Below are 18,743 nucleotides of genomic sequence, written 5' to 3' on the forward strand. Positions count from 1 at the left end.
ATCTAATATTCAGTCTCGCGTATACCCGTCGATTGTTTGACACTTACTTTTGTTTACACCGGTCTCTTCTCTTCGCTTTGGCTGAGCGGTAAAGCGCAAAGAAAAACCAGAATGTTCTGGTTACAGACGATTCTGGTTTTCTGCATTCTGGCAGATCTCTGGAATTGAGAACGACATCCCACTTGCGCTTGCTCCACTTCTTTTCATCGCCTTTTCCCATCTCTTCAAACAAAATGGGCGTTCTGGATTTTCCATAGTGAATCCGGCATTTGGGTGCCGCGCCTGCTGGCAAAATCGCATTTTCAAACAGGGAAAGCTGCTCGATGCGAGATTCTGGATGACCATACGGAACCCTTCCGGTCTCTGGATCCATCTGCCAGAAATTCCAGGCAATTTTCGTCGCTGCATCCTGCAAAAGCCGCTTGCTCGCCCGCTTGTGCCAGACTGCTTCATACCAGTCGGCAAAACTCAGCAATAAAAGACAGCGGGAGATCATCACGGCGTCCCCCGCAAAGGCATAGCCGTAGACGCTTTCGAGCGCATACAGTGCCCATTCGATCCAGTCTTCTTCACGCTCCGTGTTTTCACAAACCACACGAAGCTTTCGATCGAGGGCACCGACACGTTTTTCAACCGGCAGGACGTCGCCGGTTTCTGGATCGTATCGCGTTACGAGAAATTCAGCTTCCTCACTCTCCGGCTCCAGAATGGAACGTTCCACGTATTTGTCCCAGCGCTTTTTCCCAAAATCCATGCGATCGGCACTGGAAATCCAGGAGCGGACGGTTTCGGTGTTGAATACATCAGCGCACTCAAACCAGACTTCATCCTGCAAATTGAGCACGCGGTTGATCGCCCAGAGCGTGATCGTTTTGGGCGAATCGAGTTCGTTCCGGGATCCGGGAACCGTCAACCGCCCAAGGGCTTTTGGGCCGATCTTTACGCGGTTGATATCCAGCAGCGTCTGGGGAAGAATCTCAAATAGGGCATCGTATATCTGACCGTATTTTTCTTAGCGGTCCGTCGCCCAGAGAATATGATCTCCGGTTGTCTTGTCCATCAAAAGACGGTCCAGAACCAGAGACAGCGGATACTGATCAAAATGAAAATCGTTTTGCATCCCGGATCGCCTTCTTTTCTTCGCCGGTTTCGATGCATCGTCTTCTTTAGTATACGGGACTATTTCAGGAACATTTTACCGCCTCGGACGGCCAGGCCTTTTCAAAAATTCAGGAAGGTCAGTCCAACCGCATGGACTGACCTTCCCGGCTTTTATTTTTTGCCAGTTTTTCTGTTCTGGCTGTTTCGTATTCAAAAGGTGTATTGTCCCTTGCCTGCAGCAACTACTGGTCGTACTGTACGGGAAAGCCCAGCGCCTGAAGCACCTTGAGCATGGGCTGCAGCTGATCGGAAACGGTATTGGAGCAGTGAAGCGTGAGCTCCTGTTTTTCATCGAGCACTTCGATGAAATTGGCTTCCGCGCGGTTGTTATGAATTACGCGCACGGTATTTCCGTTGTCCGTCCATTCGTTTTGAACGTCCATGTTTCTGGTCCGATCGAGTGTCGTATTGCTTTCAAACGTCTGTCTGGGCGAAGTCGATGGCGTAAAGAACGTCAGCCAGATCGCGCCTGGATCGTTCATTCCGTTAAAAGTCAGAATGCATTCCCGATTGCCGGTGTCCGCCATCTGCCACCTGGAGACGATATTGGTGAAGCCGTTATCGCTGAGTGCCTGATACAGCTTGCCTTCGATTTCAGACTGAAAAGCGGTCGGTTCGCTGGAAGCCGCCTCCGGCGCTGGAGTCTGATTCTCTTCATGAGACGGCGTACTGGTATTTTCGGATCCGCTGGATTTTGAGGAATCCTCATTTTCCGAGTCATGACTGGCGCCCTGACTTGTCTCATGCATGGAAGACGCGCTGGAAGCGGTACGGCTTTCGGCGCTGGAGGAAATCGAAGTCGATGGGTTCGAACGGCTTGAAGCGCTGTCCTCTTTTGGTGCGCTGCATCCGGCAAGCAAAAGCGCACAGGCAAGAATGGTCATCGTTTGTCGTTTCATTTCGTGCTTCCTTTCCCTGTATTCTGGCGGATCGTCCAAAGACGATCCGATTTTTTATACAGATCCAGTCAGCGCATTTCGCTTTGAAGAACACTTACTCTTCGCGCAAAGGCGACTGTCGGATCTTTGCTTTTGATCTTTGCTTCTGATCTTTGCTTTTATTGTAGAAAGAGAAGGAAAGGATGTCGTCTAATATGTCAGCAAGATTCATTTTTCCATCTAATGCAGATAATTCCATCCACAACCGGCAGCAGCGCCCGCAGGAAAAATTAATCGAGAAAGCCGTATTTTGCAAAAGAAATTTTGGCTCTATGAAAATATTTGTGGGATCCTCCGAGCCAATGTCTTCATATAGAAAATAAAAAGGGTCTTCCGTAAGCTGGAAGAGTCGATCAAGACTACCAGATACAGGAGATCCCGTATGTACTCTACTAACTCTTCAGCTGCTTTTCAAGTTTCCAATGAATCGAATAACGGTCTGCTTTTCATTCCCTCATCGCTGCCGGGCTTTACCCAGTCAGGTGTTTATTCCCGGATCGATGCTTCCGGAAATCATTCCATCTATCAGTGTGACGGAGTACTCTGTGAAGTCACTGATGAAGAACGAATCTGCCCCGTTTGCGGTCAGAAGATGCACATCAAATCATCTCGTTCAATCACACTGCGCCACCTTCCCTTTGGCTTGACTTATATCCATGTCACCGTGAAGGTTCAGCGCCTCTTCTGCGAGAACGGCCATCATACACAAATGCGATCTATTCCATTCAGAGCACAGAAGCATACGATTACTACAGCTCTCGAATCGTACATTGAAGATCTGCTGGCAAGCGGCTGCTATACCCTGAAGGAAATCGCTGAGCGGACTGGTGTCGGAGCTCATCTCGTTGGCGAGATTGATAAAGCCAGGCTGAGCAGGCTTTATACGGATCAGACGGAACTCGGACCAGTGCTGAAGAAACCCGATACCTGCAGTCGATATCTGGCTATCGATGAATTCAAGCTTCATAACGGCCATAAATACGCCACCCATATCATCGATCTGGAAACCGGCCATGTTCTTTGGATTGCCAGAGGCAAGTAGAAACAGGTCGTATACGATTTTATTGATCATGCGGGTATTGAATGGATGAGTCATGTTCAAGCTGTTGCCTGTGACATGAACTCTGATTTTCAGGAAGCATTTCAAGATCGATGCCCATGGATTTCTATCGTATTTGACTATTTTCATATCGTTAAGAATTTTAACGATAAAGTGGTCTCTGAAGTCCGGAAGGATGCTCAGAGAGAGCTGATCGCAAGCGGTGAAATCGTGCAGGCCAGGCTTCTCAAAGGGTCGAAGTATATTCTGATGTCTTCTAAGGCAACGCTGGCTTCCAAAGATGCAAAAGGGAAGGCTGGAGCCATGATGGGTGGCGAGAACACCTTGTTTGGGTTAAAGCCAGTTCTTGCCAAAACAGGTTTTGTCAAACGGTATAACGAACTGCTCAAGGTGAACTCTCTCTTCATGACCTGCGATCTGGTAAAAGACCAGCTGGAAAGAGGCTTCAAATGCTCAGATCCAGGGGAGATGGTGCAGCTGCTGAATTCACTGATTGACACGTGCAAAGGAACGAAAAACAAGCACTTTAAATGGTTTGCGCGACTCATCGAGAACCATTACGAAGGGATCCTTTCACATACCATTTTTGGGATATCTTCAGGAAAGATTGAAGGCATGAATAACAAGATCAAGACCGTCAGACGACAGGCTTATGGTTTCAAGGATGATGGGTATTTCTTTCTTAAGATCATCGATGCTTCAAGAAACCCATCAATCAGGAATCCCAAATCCCACAAAATTTTTCATTGAACCGAAATTTTAAAGTGTTTCCCCGCTGGAAAAAGAAAGCCTGTCGCAGTTCAGGACAGGCTTAATAGATTCGATTTTCAGGCTCTGGCAATGGTCTCTTCTGCGGCTGCAGAGGTTTCTGTCTTTGGTTGCGGGCTTTCTGGACTGGCATTTTCCTCTGCTTTTCGGGAGGCGGCCGGTTTTACTTTCTGAAGTTTTGCCAGGAAGAAGCCGCCGTGGCGGTCATCTGGCTCAATCGTTTTCTGATCGAGCAGGACAAACTCGTCGTGGGCACTCAGAAAGGATTCAACCTGCTTTTCGTTTTCCTTCTTGTTGAGCGTACATGTGGAATAAATGAGAATGCCGCCGTTTTTAAGCTGTCGGGAGCCGCTTTCGAGCAGTTCGTACTGCAAAGGCGGAAGGGCGTCAAGATCGTTCGAAGAGAGACGAAGCTTCATGTCCGGCTTGCGGCTGAGAACGCCAAGACCGCTGCAGGGCACATCGCAAAGAACAATATCGTAAACGGGATCGTCTTCGAGCTTTGTACTGTCCGCCGCTCTGGCGCTCACGCTTTTTAAGGAGAGCCGTTTTGCATCCTTTTCGATCAGTTTGGCACGATGTTCGTGCAGATCAATGGACGTAATCTCCGCCAGATCTTTAGCCATTTCGGCCATTGCCATGCTTTTGGTGCCCGGTGCGGCGCAAAGATCGAGAATTTTCATCCCCGCTTTGGGATCGGCCCAGCGGGCGATTTCGCAGCTTCCGGGATCCTGAACGGAAATTTTTCCCTGCCGGTAAAGCGGATCGGTCGCAATCTGGCTGCCCGTATAGCGGTACAGTCCGTTTTCATACGGTTCCAGACGGCCGGTCGCTTCGGCCTGTTCGGGCGTGATCTTCATCGGATTAAGACGAACGACAATCGGCAATGCAGCCAGCGAGGCCTGCGCAAAGCGGAAGGCGCTCTGCGCGCCGTACTGCGCAATCCACATCTGAATCAGCCAGGAAGGCAGCGATGTTTTCAGCGCCAGCATTTCCACCGGATTTTCCGGATATTCCATCGGTGTGGAAATGACCTTACGCAAAATCGCGTTCACGAGTCCGCGTTCTGCGGGCAGACGTCTGGCCGCAATTTTATTGGCTTCATTGACGACGGCGAAATCCGGAATTCGATCCAGAAAGAGAATCTGATACACAGACATGCTGAGCAAAATAGACGTCTTCGGTTTGACTTTCCCTTTGGCAAACCGTTTCCAGGCCGCCTGACAGAGGGCATAGTTCTGCAGGGTGCCGTAAAAAATATTGGACGCCAGCGCCCGGTCCTTTTCGTCCACTTCCTGCAGATGTTCCTTTAAATAAAGATTAGAGTACGTCTCCTTGCGAATGACTTCGCATAAGGCGTTCCAGACCCATTCACGTACGTTCATAACATTTCCTTACTACTCTTCCAGGCTCATGGGATGCACGTTGATTTCCATTTTGCATCCATTGGCGTTTGAAGAGAACCACTCATCGCACAGCCACAGCGTCTTGATGAGCATCTGATCGTTCCGGCTGCGCAAAATCAGGCGAAAGCGGCTTTCCTTGTTTCGCATGCTGATTTCAGCCGGTCCTAAAACGGAAATTCCAAACGATTCAAACGAAGCGCGGATTTCCATCGCCTTATTGTAAGCCCGCAGTGAATCTGCATGGCGTAAAACGACTGTCGCCATGAAGGTGTAGGGCGGATTGGCCTGCTTACGGCGCAGCTCCATCTCCTGCTTAAAGAAATTCAGATAGTCGTGATGCAGCACGCTCTGCAGGACAAAATGATCGGGTGTGGCCGTCTGTATGAGCACTTCGCCTTTCTGCTTTCCGCGCCCGGCGCGTCCGGAGGCCTGTTCGGCCAGCTGGTACGCTTTTTCCGTAGCCAGATAGTCCGGCCGGGAAAGCAGCGTATCAATTGAAAGAATTCCGCAGAGGGTAATGTCGTGAAAGTCGAGTCCCTTGGCAATCATCTGCGTACCCAGAAGAATATTGCCTTCGTTTTCAAATTCGTTCAGTCTGAGCTGATGTTCCCCTTTTCGCGAAGTCGTATCGTGATCCATGCGTACGATTCTGGCTTCCGGGAAAAGGTTCTGCGCGTCTTCTTCCAGACGTTCGGTTCCCTGTCCGGTCGTCTGCAGCTTTTGAGAATGGCAGTCCGGACACTGATGAATGTGCGGATAGCGTCTTCCGCAGACGTGACAGACGAGCGCATCTTCCTGCTTATGGTAGGAAAGCGGAACGTTACAGTCTTCGCAGCGCAAATACTCGCCGCACGAAAGACACCGTATAGTGGGCAGATACCCGCGCCGGTTTAAGAGAATCATCGATTTTTCGCCGCGATCGAGACGCTTTCGAATGGCCTGAATGAGCGGTCTGGAAAAATTGGAAAACACCGGCTGATAGCGCAGATCCACCAGGCGAATCTGGTTGTTCACATTTAAAGCACGACCGGGCAGCGTGACGAGATGATACACGTTTTTCAAAGCCCGCGCATACGTATCCAGACTCGGGGTTGCCGAACCTAAAACGAGCGGACAGTCAAAGGCCTTCGCCCGCAATATAGCCGCGTCTCTGGCGTGATAGCGGGGACTGGTTTCCTGCTTATAGGAAGAATCGTGTTCTTCATCCATGACGATCAGCCCCAGATTGGTAAACGGCAGAAACACGGATTTGCGCGTACCAATCACAATGCAGGGACCGGCTTTGGCGACCGCGTTCCAGACCGACAGCGTCTGGGAAGCGGTCAGCCGGGAATGATACGAAAAAATATCGCAGTCAAAGCGGGACAGAAAGCGATCTTCCATCATCGGGGTCAAAACGATTTCCGGAACCATGATCAAAACCTGACGGCCTTCGTCCAGCGTCTTTTTAGCGAGATGGTAATACACTTCCGTCTTGCCCGATCCGGTGGCGCCAAAAAGCAGATGGATTGCATGATGCAAATTGGAAAGCGCGTTTACCGCTTCCTGCTGTCCAGGATTGAGCTGCGGCCATTCGATCTGCTCTTTTTTGGGCAGAGCCCCATAGCTGACGGTCTTTTTCTGCCGGTGGAGCAGCTTTTTATTGACCAGCGTCTGAATCATGTAGTCGGAAATCCGCTTGCGCGCTTTGACCTGTTCAATTTCATCGGGCAGTCTGGACCAGGCTTCATTTTGAGCAGGGCTTAACGCTTCGAGGGCGGACTCGTCGACTTTTTCCTTGACCAGCCAGGTGGTCATGGCTTCATTTGGTCTCTGAGACTTCGAGGAAAGAGCGGCTGGGAGCATGCAGTTGACCATGCTCATCGGCGAGCTGATCGTCGAATACGCCATTTCTCTGGCTAACGTCAGCTGTTCCGCGCTTAATACGGGATGGGCATCCACCACTTCAAGGACCTGCTTAATCTGATACTTCGCATCTTCCGGTTTCTCGCACAGCGCAACGACCATGCCGGTCAGTTTCTGTTTTCCAAAAGGGACGACAACGCGGTATCCCGGTTCCACTTCAAATGGACAGGCGTACGTAAACGGCGTGCTCAGCGCCCGGTTTTCGTGTTCAACGTTTACTTGAACATACGTCATTCCTGTTTTCTCTATCTCTCGCTTTGCAGGGCAGCGAAGTATTTTCCAATATTGGCTTCCGGATCGTAAACGGGTTCAATGCTGCCGTTTTTGCTGGTCGCTACCACCGTCAGTCCAGGTCCATGGCCGGAAGTGAAGGAATCGGAATGGACAACGACGCCGATCGTTACCGCATTGTTTTTATAATGAGCGCCGTATGTGGAATCGTGATCGAGCACCGCAACAAAGTCGCCGAATTTCAGATCATTGATGCCAAACTTTTCGTTGGCTTCCTTATCCTGCGTCATGATGTCATAGTCACCGTTCATTAAAGACGAAGACCCCAGACCGCTGCCCATCAGATAGGCTGGCAGTACGGCGGTTACCGGGAAGATCAGCTTGCCTTCTTCGTTTACGTGCAGATCCATTTCATCGAGAAGCATCGGGTCGATATTCATCCAGAACACATCCGGTGTTTCTTCGGCTTTCAGTCCCTGTCCATACGTACGGATTAAAAACTTTTCCGTTCCGTCCATACGGCACAGATCATCGGCTGGAAACCATGCCATCGTATGTTCCACGCCGCCATGCGTTCCGGCGACGATGCCTTTGGAGCCTTTCGCCGGTCCGCTCAGGCAGAGGACTTCGTTGCCGATGCAGCTGAACGTTTCGACCGCCATATTTTTATTCGGATCGGGATTGGCCATCGACACGCCGGGTTCTACATGATCGCCGGCGATGTTCATGCAGGAATCGCCGATCGCATGGGAATACGTAATGCCGCCGGTTCCCAGCGTAATTCTTGCCCGTCCGTCAAAGCCTCCGCGATACGACTTGATGGTCGGATGATCTACTTCCGCATTTACCGCCATGCAGACGAGCTGCTCACGATTCAATTTCATACTCATTCTCCTTTTGGCTCTCGCCAGATCCATCCGGCTTTGCGGATGTCCTTTTTCCTGTGTTCGATGCAGTCTATCCATTGTTTTATCTATTGCAGTGCTGTATCTATTGCCGTTTACAACGGCTGCTTTCCATGAATTTCATTCGATCGTACGTATGCCGACGTATGTATGCCGATCCTTTTATGGGATTTACGCCTGATCCGGGTGCGCAAACGTCCACGCAAACGCGAAGACGGATGCAGCGCTTGCGGTATCGAGGGCGTTATGAAAATGCCGGCCGTATGGAATAAACAGATGATGCGAACTGGCTTTCAGAATTTCCGAAGACAGGCCGCGCATGGCCCCGCCAATCGCAAGCAGGCAGTTTTCCGGCAGGATCATATCCGCCAGAGAGGAAGCCGAATCATCGCGCGCTGCGCAATAGATCGGACGATCCGCCATTAAGGCGCACTCAATCAGCGTCGTGTCGTTTTCGATGGCCGCAATTTCGAGCCGTTCCCAGGCGCCCGCCGAAGAGCGCATCAGTGTGGAAAGCGCGCTCGACCAGTCGCGTTCGTGCAAAATCAGAAGCCGCGCACCCGCCGCATAGAGGGTACGGCATATGCTTCCCATGTTATACGGATCTTCGACGCCGCTGATGTAGACGCAGAGCCCTTTTTCTAAATGTTCCGGCTTAAGAGCAGGCAGCGATCGTGTTTCACAAAACAGAATGACGCCGCCATTGCCGGACGCTTTTGCGTTCATAGTTTCAGAATTCTGAAACTCGACGGGAATCCTTTTCTTTTTACATAAGGCAATTAAATAGGCGATGTCCCGGGAGCGTTTTTTCGGGTTGACCCAGAGCATTCTGGCGGTTCGTTTTTCTTCTTCCAGTACCGCTTTGACTGAAATGGTTCCATATACAAAGTTGTCCATAACGATATTGTGAGTCTGCGAGGATTCATTACGCAAGTGATATTATAGAGTGCGAAAGAGGTGACCATGAAACTCGATTTAAAAAACAAGATCACGCAGCGAATCTTTATTTACAGCGTTTCGCTCATTATCGCCATTTTTGCGTATCTGCTTTTCACCCGGATTAACGATATTCTTCATTTCCTGTCGAGCATCGTCAGTCTGCTTGCCCCGTTTCTGATCGGCTTTGGCCTGGCCTTTATTCTGGAAGGACCGGTCCTCTGGTTTGAAAACCGGCTCTCCAATTTCATGAAACGTAAAAAAGCGCGTGCCCTTTCGGTCGTTCTTGTCGTTATTCTCTTTATTCTGTTTTTCGTCTTCGTGCTCTGGGTCATGATCCCTTCCCTCATTGACTCCATACAGATTTTCATACGAAATTTTTCGACGTATTCGCAGCAGTTTGAAAACACGCTCGAAACTTTTGCCGAAAAATACAGTCTCGACATTTCTTCGATTCTGAACTTTCTGAAAAACCTGGACATCAGCGCTACGCTGCGCACCGTTCTGTCTTCATCCATGACCAAGATGATGTCCTATTCCTACAACGTCATTCACTGGGCGGCCAATCTCGTAATCGCGCTGGCTGCAGCGGTTTACATGATTCTCGACAAGAAGAATCTGCTGCTGACGTGCAGACTGCTCATCTATACGATTTTTGGCAAGCGTCAGGGAAACTTCATCCACCTGTACTCCATGGACGCCAAAAACGTATTCCAGCAGTACATTGTCGGCAACCTTCTCGATTCTCTGATTGTCGGTCTCTGCGCCTGGTTTGGCTCTCTGGTACTCGGCCTTCCCTACGCCCCGATGATCGGCCTCATTATCGGCATTACCAATATTATTCCCGTCTTCGGTCCGTTCCTTGGCGCGATTCCGGTCATCCTGCTTCTGTTCATGATTCGACCGGGCTATGCCCTGATCTTCGCGATCTTTATTCTCGTTTTGCAGCAGGTCGACGGAAACGTCCTCAAGCCGGTTATTCTCGGCGACAAGCTGGGCATTTCCGGATTCTGGATTCTGTTTTCGGTATCGATCGGCGGCGCGCTGTTCGGTCCGATCGGCATGCTGCTGGGTGTTCCAATTTTCGCCCTCGTTTATGAAGCGTTTAATGACTTTGCGCTCTTCCGCTTAAGCGGCCATCATCTTCGCGTCCCCTCCTCTGCCGTCATTGTTGAAGAAGAAGATTTTCCTGCATCGGAAAGTCATTCCTCAAAAGGGAATGATGCACTTCGGCTCGACTCTGCAGCAGAGGATGACAAAATTCAGTAGTCTTTTCACCTGAATATTCAAAAGCCCTGCCGGGCTTATTTTGTGCATGAATCGAAAGGATCAGACATCTTGTTTCTGCTTTCTCGTCCTGTTTCTTTCATGTTCCTGATTCGCCGCTTTTTCGGATCCAGAAAAGAAAGCGAAAACAGAATGTTCATTACGCGCATCCTGTATTTTTCGGGTTGCCCAAAAGAGAAGGCTTCCTCACTTCGTGTTATAAACAAGGTATGGAATTTTTTATTGATATTCTTACGGACGCCTGGAAAGACACCTGGCTGATGATTCCGATTTTGTACGTCGTCTATCTGTTTATCGATTCTCTCGATCGAAAAACAGATCAGTCCGACAGCTTTTTCTGGAAGCTTCAGAAATACGGACCGCTGTTTGGTGCCCTTTTAGGCCTGATCCCGCAGTGCGGCTTTTCCATTCTGGCCGCCATGCTCTACGTATCCAATAACATAACGCTCGGCACAACGATTGCTGTTTTTCTGGCCACGAGCGATGAAGCGGTCCCGATTCTGATTTCTCAGCCGGACATGATTCCCTCTCTTGGCGTTCTGCTTGTTCTGAAGTTCATTGCAGCAGCCGTCATCGGTACGCTGATCGATAAAGTGCTGTACCGTCATCAGCACATCGTCCGCTTTGAAGATCTCGAAGAGGAAGAAGAAGTCGAAGAAACGGACGAGAAGGAAGCGGAAAATCTGGAAGAAGACAGCCAGAGCGCCTGTTCGTGCTGCTATACGCAATACCCTGTATGGCTTTCCGCCCTGCTTCGTACCATCAAGATTTATCTGTTCGTCTTCGTGGTGACTCTCGCCATGAACGCGATTACCGGATGGATCGGCGAAGATCAGCTAGCGGCCTTCCTGCAGACCCAGACATTATGGCAGCCGGCTGCTGCAGCCCTCTTTGGATTTATTCCAAACTGTGCCGCTACCGTTGTTCTCTGCTCGCTCTACAGCTCGCATGCCCTGACCTTTGGTTCTCTGTTTGCGGGTCTGATGACCAATGCCGGCCTTGGACTTGTTGCGCTGTTCCAGTACTCTACGAATAAAAAAGCGATCTGGAAAACCGCGCTGCTGATGTACGTTCCCGCCGTACTGCTCGGCTATCTGCTTCAGCTTGTCCCCGCTCTGTTTTAGTCTCTGCCAGAATTCCGATCGATTACCATCGGTTGAAAGACCTCGTCAGACGCTTTATAAAGTACTCAGAAAATTTGTAAAAACACAAAAGTTCTCTCGAATATCCACATCCGGCCTGACCCGGGGCTGTCGAGAGAACTTTTTCTTTGCGCGGATTTTCAGAATTTCGCCGCCCAAAACACAAAAACGATTCCATTCCAGACATAAGTATCTGTTTCAGAATGGAATCGTTTGATGGCAGGAGATTGCATCGTCAGCCAGAGCGGCTGTTTTTATTCATCGAGCGTGTGACGAAGATGATTCATTTTCACGCCCGCGTTGAAAATCTTATCTTCAACTTTGGACTGCGCAAGTTCGCTGAGCGATTTTACGCGAATGCTCATCTTCTTCGCATTGGCATCCTTTTCATCTTTCGCAAAGTAGCCGACAAAATGGACACCTTCCTTAGGCACCGCATACGTTACGTTTCCATAAAGCATGCGAATTTCCCGAGAGTTCAGCTTGATGGTGCGGTAGTCGCTGATCGCTTCGGCCCAGATTTCATTGGAGCGGCCATCCAGGTTTCCTTCCTGAATGAGCAGCGTGTCTGTGGCTTCATCGTAGTCGAGAACGATGCCGACGTGGTTATGCGCGGCGTCCGAAGAGAATACGGCGCCGGCTGCCGGTTTTTCGGAAAGTTCAAACTTATCACCGTGAGCGCTGAGCAGCTGCTTTACACATTCATAGCCGTTTCCGGAAAAGCGCGGCGAGAAGCCGTACAGTTCATAGAAACGTCCCCACGCAAACCAGGTGCACTGGCCCCAGAGGGTCGGGCTGTTGTAAGGCGATACCGATTTTCTCCAGGCTGCTCCGTTGGAATAATCCGGAAGCAGATTGTATTCGCCAAGGCGAAGGGTTTTCAGCCGTTTATTCTGACCGTGGGAAATCTGTCGGACATGAATCGATGTCGTCATCGCGTGCTGGCCGCCCGGGTTTGCTCCCGGATTGCTCAGAACCGGCGAGGCCGGACCGACAACGGTATCGGTTTCGGTCATGGAACCAATCGAGTCCGACGGCTTATTTGCGGATCCGTCTGGACGCTCGGGCATATTCGGGATGGGATCGTCCGGCTTTTCCCCGGAGGGGTCATTCGTGCCGGGATCCTTGGAGTCTGGAGGGGTCGGCATGGTCGGATCCTTGGAAGAGGCGGATGAATCTGACGAGTCCGAAGAATCGGACGAATCAGAGGAATCCGAAGATTCATCGGAAGAGGAATCCTCATCGGAAGAATCCGATTTGGAATCTTCATCCCAGGAAGATGCGGAAGAACTGTTCTTATCGTCATCTTTGGATTCGTCTTTATCGGATTCGTCCGGATCGGAATCGTCTTTCGAATTATCCGATGACGTTTTATCCGAAGAGTTCGTATTGTTTTTCCCGCCGGTCACTTCGTGCATGGGCAGTGAAGACACTTTGCTCGTTTCATCCTTTTCCTCTCTGAACTCTTTGAGGGACTGGGACAGTTCCGAGAACGTGCGCGGTTTCGTTTTGTTTTCTTCTTCTTTTAACCAGGAAGTCAGAGAAGGCTTCTGGTCAGCTGGATCGGAAGGCGAATTTGCATTCATCGAATTTTCTTTCGATTTTGTTCTGGCAGTCGCTGCTTCTTCTTTATGATCGGAAGAAGCGTTCATCGAATGTTCCGTTTTCGAAGCCGACGCATCCGACTTTTCGGATGTCGACTGTTCTTTTTTTGAAGCGGTTTCGTTTCTGGAAGACGTCGAATCGGCCGAATCCGCTTTTTTTACGGTTTCGCTGCTGTCCATATTCTGAACATCCGATGCGTTTGCGTCTTTCTGACTTTCCGCTTTGGATGGTGTGCTTTCTTTCGATGCGACCGAAGACGCACTGGCCTTCGAGGATGTTTCTTCAGCCGGCGCCGGTTCAGGCGTGGCTGCCGGTTCGACATACGTCTGGGCAGCGGTCGGCTCTTCCTGTGTAGAAACTTCGAGAACAGGAAAATCCGGATTGCTCTGGCGGATGAGGGCAATCGAATTGAGGATCTGTTCTTTATCTTCATCACTGAGCGAGTTGAATTCACTCTGAATGCCGTTTAGATAATCATTGGCAATCCGTGCAGCATCTGCACCGGATAATTCCTGCAGACGAGAACGGCTCAGATTCTCGAGGCCCTGAACGGATGCCTTAAGCTCGGCGGCAGTTGGCTGTGCAATCGAGGCATGTACGAGAAGAGAGTGTCCGGGTACGGCGGCAGAAACCATGGCGGCGGACAGAAATACGGTTGCGGCTTTGACAAGGTTCTTTTTCAATTCAATTTCCTTTCCCCGTGTAAACGTATGCGCTTCCTTCAAAATGGAAATTCTTCCTGAACGGAAACGCTTTCGTTAAAACAACTTAGAAAATTATACCATCGGCATAGGGTCGGGGCAATGCGTCAGGCGACATTGTATTTTTCAAATGAAATCGTTAATAAATATTTTTAATTCTATTGTAAGCTTTCTGCCGCTCCGGAATTTGTATCAATCGTTATTTTTGCAAGCGCTGTCACCGGCTGTTTCGTCAGCGGATACACTCGCGGGATGCCAGGCGCGCAGCAGAGCAATCTCATCCGCATAGGGCGGTTTATCGTCGATGTAAGGGGTTTCCAAAATCTTGATGATGGAAGAGAGTCTTGGATTGTGTACGATGGCGCCCAGACTGTCCAGTCCGATCGTGCCTTTTCCGATGTTTTCATGGCGGTCCTTGCGGGCGCCTTTCGGGTTTTTGGAGTCGTTGACGTGCAGTACGGCAAGCCGTTCGAGACCGACCTGTTCATCAAACTGATCGAGCAGGGTGTCAAACTCGCTGACATCGTAGCCGGCATCGTTGAGATGACACGTATCCAGGCAGACTTTCAGACGGGAAGAATCTTTTACGCCATCGAGAATGGCGCGAATTTCTTCAAAGGTACAGCCAATCTCGCTGCCTTTTCCGGCCATGCTTTCCAGAGCGATTTCTACGCTGGTCGAATCGGATTCGAAGACTTCATCGAGTCCTTCGCAAACCCAGCGGATACCCTCTTCTGCACCCTGCTTGAGATGACTTCCTGGATGCAGGACGAGATAACGGGCACCGATGGCGGCAGTGCGGCGCAGTTCTTCTTTCAGAAACTCCCGGCCAAAATACGCCGTTTCAGGTTTTAGCATATTGGCCAGATTAATAATGTAGGGCGCGTGGACGATAACCTGTTCTGTTTTCCATCCGGCGTCTTCCAGTACCGCTCTTCCCTGTTCAATTTTCAGCTCTTTTACCGGCTTGCGCTTTGAATTTTGCGGTGCGCCGGTATAAATCATGCAGGCGTCCGCGCCGTAGCTGAGCGCTTCTTTAATGGAGCCTTCAAAATATCCGGGCGCTTTCATGCCGACATGGCAGCCCAGATACATTACGTTTTCCTGATAGGATTTGGCATTCATATCCATTTCTCCTTTATCGTTCTCTATTAGAATGTACGTATTTCTATGGATGACAGAGGCGTGTGTTCGAGCGTCTGGCCGCTCCGCCCTGTATTTGCATCTGATCAAGAGTATACGAAATTCGATTTCTTTTTGAGCGATCTGCCTTCCTGTATCCAGTAAAAAACGCAGCAGGCTTTCTTATCAAAAGGCTTGCTGCGTGGATGAAATACAGAGGTTTAGCCAAGCGGTCTGAAAAATCCGAACCGAATTTCCAGTTAGCCCTGTCTTGCGTTTTTGGCGCGCTGCCTGGCTTTGGCACGCTCGCGTTTCTGCTCGCGGATTTCGTTCTGAATCAGCTGGCGTTTGGCTCGGCGGCGAATCTTTTCGGCCTGCTCCGCTCTTTTCTTGCGGTAGTTCGGCTTTACTTTCGTCGACTTGCGGCCGCCGGTCAGACGGGAAACTTCCTTTGCGAGCGGATCAGCTTTCTTTGGACGGGCTGCACGATCCTTAACGGGAACGAGTTCGCCGTTTTTTACGTCCATTTCTTCAAAGACAATTCCCTGCTTCTTTAAGGTCGCAATGGCTTTGGCGTCTTTGGGTGAATAAATCGCGATGGCCATGCCGTCTCTTCCGGCACGGCCGGTACGGCCGGCGCGATGCTTGTAAAACGGCAGTTCTTTCGGGAAGCCGACCGAAATGACATGGGTGATGCCCTCGAGGTCAATACCGCGCGAGGCGATATCCGAAGCGACGATGTACGACTTTTTCTGGGACTGAATGGTGCGGATGGCCTTCGTTCTTTCACGGGCTTCGAGGTCCCCGTGCAGTTCGACGAGGTCGTAGCCGTCATTGCGCAGTTCCTTAGCGAGCGCGGCGGCTTCCTGGTTGGTATTGGTAAAGATCAGGCAGACGTACGGATGAATTGCACTGAGTACATCTTCGACTCGCTGCGCATCCGTTTTGTGCTTGCGATCAATGAGAATGTGACGGATCTGTGCCGCAAAGTCTTCATCGCTTCCGATGCGAATCAGTTCCGGATTGGTCAGGTACTTTTTCAGGAACGGCTGAAGCATTTCCGGGATCGTCGCCGAGAAAACCATAACGGTGACATCGTCCTTCATATGGGAAAGAATCGCGTCCACATCTTCAAGAAAGCCAAATTCCATCGTCATATCCGCTTCGTCGATGACCATGATTTTCGCTGTATCGAGACGAAGGGTCTTGTCGTCGAGAAACTGGTCTTTCATGCGCCCCGGCGTACCGATGACAATCTGCGGGGTGAGACCGCCTTCTTTCTTTTCCTGTCCGCCGGTAATCAGGGCCGTACGAACGCCAAAATGAGCGGAAATTTTCTTGGAACGCTCATACAGCTGCCAGGCCAGTTCGCGGGTTGGAACGGAAATTACCGCCTGAACCTGATCGAGATCGGGATCGATCCGCTCAAAGATCGGCATGAAAAAGGCATGCGACTTACCGGATCCGGTCGTGGAAATACCGATCAGATCCCGGTTTTTATCCTTGCGTTCAACTACCGCTTTTTGAATCGGGGTGAGTGTTTTAAACCCCTCAATTTTCATAATTTCTTCTATACGATTCACAGAAACACCTCTTCCTGTATATTGTGGCATATTTAAGAAGGTATCATGATTTGATGCCCATCCTCTCAATTGTACAGTCCGGTCGAAAAAACCGGCCATTCAGGAGCTGACCTATGGAAATTTTTGAAGTTCCCGTTCAGGGATTTTGCGGCGGTGTCAATCAGGCGATCCGTCTGGCCGAAAAAATCGTGAGCGAACATCCAGGTGAAAAGATTACCGTTCTCGGATCGCTCGTCCACAATTCGTTTGTCAACAGTCATCTCGAAGCCCAGGGACTCCATATTCTGGAAGCCAAAGGCAAAACCCGGCTGGAGCTGCTCGATCAGATTGATGACGGTCTGGTCATCTTTACCGCCCATGGCGTCAGCAATGCGGTTCGGGAAAAGGCCAGAGAAAAAGGAATGGTCTGCATCGACGCGTCCTGTCCGTATGTCCTTTCCACACAGAAACTGATTGCCCAGAAACGCAAGGAAGGTTATACGCTTTTTTATATCGGTATCAAAGCGCATCCCGAAGCGGAAGCCGCCATGGACTGCCGTCTGGAAAGCGATGCCCCATCGAACCCGTCCGAACGGCCTGCCTTTTATCTGATTGAAACGGAAGAGGACATTCCGGAAGGGGTAACCGGTAAGATTTTCGTCACAAATCAGACCACCATGTCCGTCTCGGGCTTAAAAGATCTGTTTGATCGAATCGCGCTGAAGTATCCGCAGGCCGAATTTGGGTCCGAAATCTGCAATGCGACAAGACTGCGGCAGCAGGCCGTCATGAATTTAAAGGATCAGGGCTATGATCTGCTCGTCGTGATCGGCGATCCCAAAAGCAACAACACCCGCAAACTGGCTCAGACGGGTCTGGAAGCTGGAATTCCCCATGTTCTTCAGATTGAAAGTGCGAGCGGACTGGACGGATTCGACTTTGCCAGAATCCAGAAAGTCGCGGTAACATCAGGTGCCAGCACCCCGGAATTTCTGAAAAACGAAACGATCGAGCGCCTGCATCAGATCGACCAGGGGCTGAACAAGTAATCCCGGCACAAATCGAAACAGCTGCCCGCTGCCGGCCAATCCAGACAGATCAAAATAAAATACAGGCCGGTTATAAATGGTACGATGCCTCTTATAAATGATTGCAGCAGATTTTGAACGGGCCCATACCGCACGTCGTGCCTGCAGGTATGCAATCGAGTATGGAAAGGAGCGGCGAGATGTCCAAATACATTGAAATAGCCAGAGAAATTTCCAAACGGATCACCAGTAAAAGGTATCCAGCAGATTCCTATCTGCCCAGCGAAAACGAATTGTGCGAGGAGTTTGGTGCCAGCCGGGATACCGTTCGCAAAGCCCTGAATCTGCTTGCCGAACGTAAGCGTATCCTCAAAGAAAAAAAAGGCTCGCGCGTTCTTCCCGTCGATATTGTCACCTTCCCTACATCCGGCCTAATCTCTTTCAAGGAACTCGCTGCGCATTCCAGTCAGGAAATTGAAACCGACGTCATCCAGTTCGGCCTGATCGACGATCCCGTCATTCTCGAAAAGCTGTCCATGCCCGAAGGATCGAAAGCCGTCCAAATCATACGCATTCGCACCTATGACAAGGAACGGATTATTGAAGACCGGGATTATCTCAATCCGGGAATCATTCCAGGTCTTACCCCGGAAATTGCACAAAACTCCCTGTACGAATATATCGAGCAGACGCTTCGGCTTCCGATCGGATTTGCGCGCAAGGAAATTACCGTAGAACCGGCCAGCGCATTCGATGCAGAACATATGGATCTGAACGGCAATACGCTTCTGGTCGTTGTCCGCTCCAATACGTATCTGGAAGACGCCAGACTTTTTGAATATACGGAATCCCGGCATCGTCCGGATAAGTTTCGCTTTATTGATTTTTCCCGCCGGGAACGCCTGTAGCGTTTCCGGTTTTTTTGCGTTTATTTCCAATGCTGTTCACTTAAGCTTCACAAGTGAGCAGTGCCTTGCCTTTCTAGT

14 protein-coding genes and 2 pseudogenes are annotated in these 18,743 nt (G+C 50.2%); 7 read left to right on the forward strand and 9 right to left on the reverse strand.

The genetic code is table 11. From position 1 onward, the window contains the following. Positions 1-43 precede the first annotated feature (43 nt). Both Q2J39_RS07580 and Q2J39_RS07585 read right to left on the reverse strand, forming a co-directional pair. Positions 44-913 carry a hypothetical protein gene (locus tag Q2J39_RS07580; protein ID WP_288340665.1) on the reverse strand — a complete coding sequence of 290 codons (870 nt, stop codon included), beginning with the start codon at positions 911-913 and terminating at the stop codon, positions 44-46. Positions 914-1,343: 430 nt separating this feature from the next. Next, the gene (locus Q2J39_RS07585) at positions 1,344-2,060 is read right to left on the reverse strand and encodes a hypothetical protein (RefSeq protein ID WP_230267713.1); all 717 of its coding nucleotides are present in this window, start codon (positions 2,058-2,060) and stop codon (positions 1,344-1,346) included. Between the two features lie 421 nt (positions 2,061-2,481). On the opposite strand from Q2J39_RS07585, the pseudogene Q2J39_RS10800 reads away from it, so the two are divergent. From Q2J39_RS10800 to Q2J39_RS07595, 3 genes and pseudogenes are all read left to right on the forward strand, one after another. Further along, positions 2,482-2,781: pseudogene (locus Q2J39_RS10800) on the forward strand (transposase family protein); the annotation flags it as partial. A 27-nt stretch (positions 2,782-2,808) separates the two neighbouring features. After that, on the forward strand, positions 2,809-3,141 hold the full coding sequence (locus Q2J39_RS07590; RefSeq protein ID WP_230268553.1) for a transposase: 333 nt from the start codon (positions 2,809-2,811) through the stop codon (positions 3,139-3,141). A gap of 15 nt (positions 3,142-3,156) precedes the next feature. Next, positions 3,157-3,909, forward strand: a pseudogene (locus Q2J39_RS07595) (transposase); the annotation flags it as partial. 77 nt (positions 3,910-3,986) lie between these two features. On the opposite strand, the gene rsmB reads toward Q2J39_RS07595, so the two are convergent. The 4 genes from rsmB to Q2J39_RS07615 form a co-directional block, all read right to left on the reverse strand. Beyond that, positions 3,987-5,312 (reverse strand): 16S rRNA (cytosine(967)-C(5))-methyltransferase RsmB, encoded by a 1,326-nt coding sequence (gene rsmB / locus Q2J39_RS07600; protein ID WP_230267946.1) that lies wholly within the window; start codon positions 5,310-5,312, stop codon positions 3,987-3,989. 12 nt (positions 5,313-5,324) lie between these two features. Further along, positions 5,325-7,472, reverse strand: a complete 2,148-nt coding sequence (gene priA / locus Q2J39_RS07605) for a primosomal protein N' (protein ID WP_230267947.1) — start codon at positions 7,470-7,472, stop codon at positions 5,325-5,327. 11 nt (positions 7,473-7,483) lie between these two features. Then, positions 7,484-8,353: a DUF4438 domain-containing protein gene (locus tag Q2J39_RS07610; protein ID WP_288340161.1), complete on the reverse strand. Its 870-nt coding sequence runs from the start codon at positions 8,351-8,353 to the stop codon at positions 7,484-7,486. 192 nt (positions 8,354-8,545) lie between these two features. Continuing rightward, complete coding sequence (locus Q2J39_RS07615) at positions 8,546-9,271, reverse strand: RNA methyltransferase (protein ID WP_288340163.1); 726 nt, start codon at positions 9,269-9,271, stop codon at positions 8,546-8,548. A gap of 66 nt (positions 9,272-9,337) precedes the next feature. Here Q2J39_RS07615 and Q2J39_RS07620 point away from each other — a divergent pair, with 66 nt between their 5' ends. Together Q2J39_RS07620 and Q2J39_RS07625 are read left to right on the forward strand one after the other, a co-directional pair. Then, positions 9,338-10,579, forward strand: a complete 1,242-nt coding sequence (locus tag Q2J39_RS07620; RefSeq protein WP_230267950.1) for an AI-2E family transporter — start codon at positions 9,338-9,340, stop codon at positions 10,577-10,579. Between the two features lie 227 nt (positions 10,580-10,806). Further along, positions 10,807-11,721, forward strand: a complete 915-nt coding sequence (locus tag Q2J39_RS07625) for a putative manganese transporter (protein WP_230267951.1) — start codon at positions 10,807-10,809, stop codon at positions 11,719-11,721. Positions 11,722-11,993: 272 nt separating this feature from the next. Here the strand turns inward: Q2J39_RS07625 and Q2J39_RS07630 are convergent, their stop codons facing one another. The 3 genes from Q2J39_RS07630 to Q2J39_RS07640 form a co-directional block, all read right to left on the reverse strand. Beyond that, a complete protein-coding gene (locus tag Q2J39_RS07630) occupies positions 11,994-14,027 on the reverse strand; it encodes a CHAP domain-containing protein (protein ID WP_288340168.1) in 2,034 nt (677 codons plus the stop codon). 210 nt (positions 14,028-14,237) lie between these two features. Continuing rightward, complete coding sequence (locus tag Q2J39_RS07635; RefSeq protein WP_288340176.1) at positions 14,238-15,140, reverse strand: deoxyribonuclease IV; 903 nt, start codon at positions 15,138-15,140, stop codon at positions 14,238-14,240. Between the two features lie 287 nt (positions 15,141-15,427). After that, positions 15,428-16,729, reverse strand: coding sequence for a DEAD/DEAH box helicase (locus Q2J39_RS07640; protein ID WP_230267953.1), 1,302 nt, complete (start codon positions 16,727-16,729; stop codon positions 15,428-15,430). 134 nt (positions 16,730-16,863) lie between these two features. Between Q2J39_RS07640 and ispH the strand changes: the two genes are divergently transcribed. After that, positions 16,864-17,778, forward strand: coding sequence for a 4-hydroxy-3-methylbut-2-enyl diphosphate reductase (gene ispH, locus Q2J39_RS07645; protein WP_288340172.1), 915 nt, complete (start codon positions 16,864-16,866; stop codon positions 17,776-17,778). A gap of 179 nt (positions 17,779-17,957) precedes the next feature. Further along, complete coding sequence (gene treR, locus Q2J39_RS07650; RefSeq protein ID WP_288340174.1) at positions 17,958-18,665, forward strand: trehalose operon repressor; 708 nt, start codon at positions 17,958-17,960, stop codon at positions 18,663-18,665. Positions 18,666-18,743: the final 78 nt, after the last annotated feature.

Source organism: uncultured Allobaculum sp. (genome assembly GCF_948576815.1).
GTDB lineage: Bacteria > Bacillota_I > Bacilli_A > Erysipelotrichales > Erysipelotrichaceae > Allobaculum > Allobaculum fili.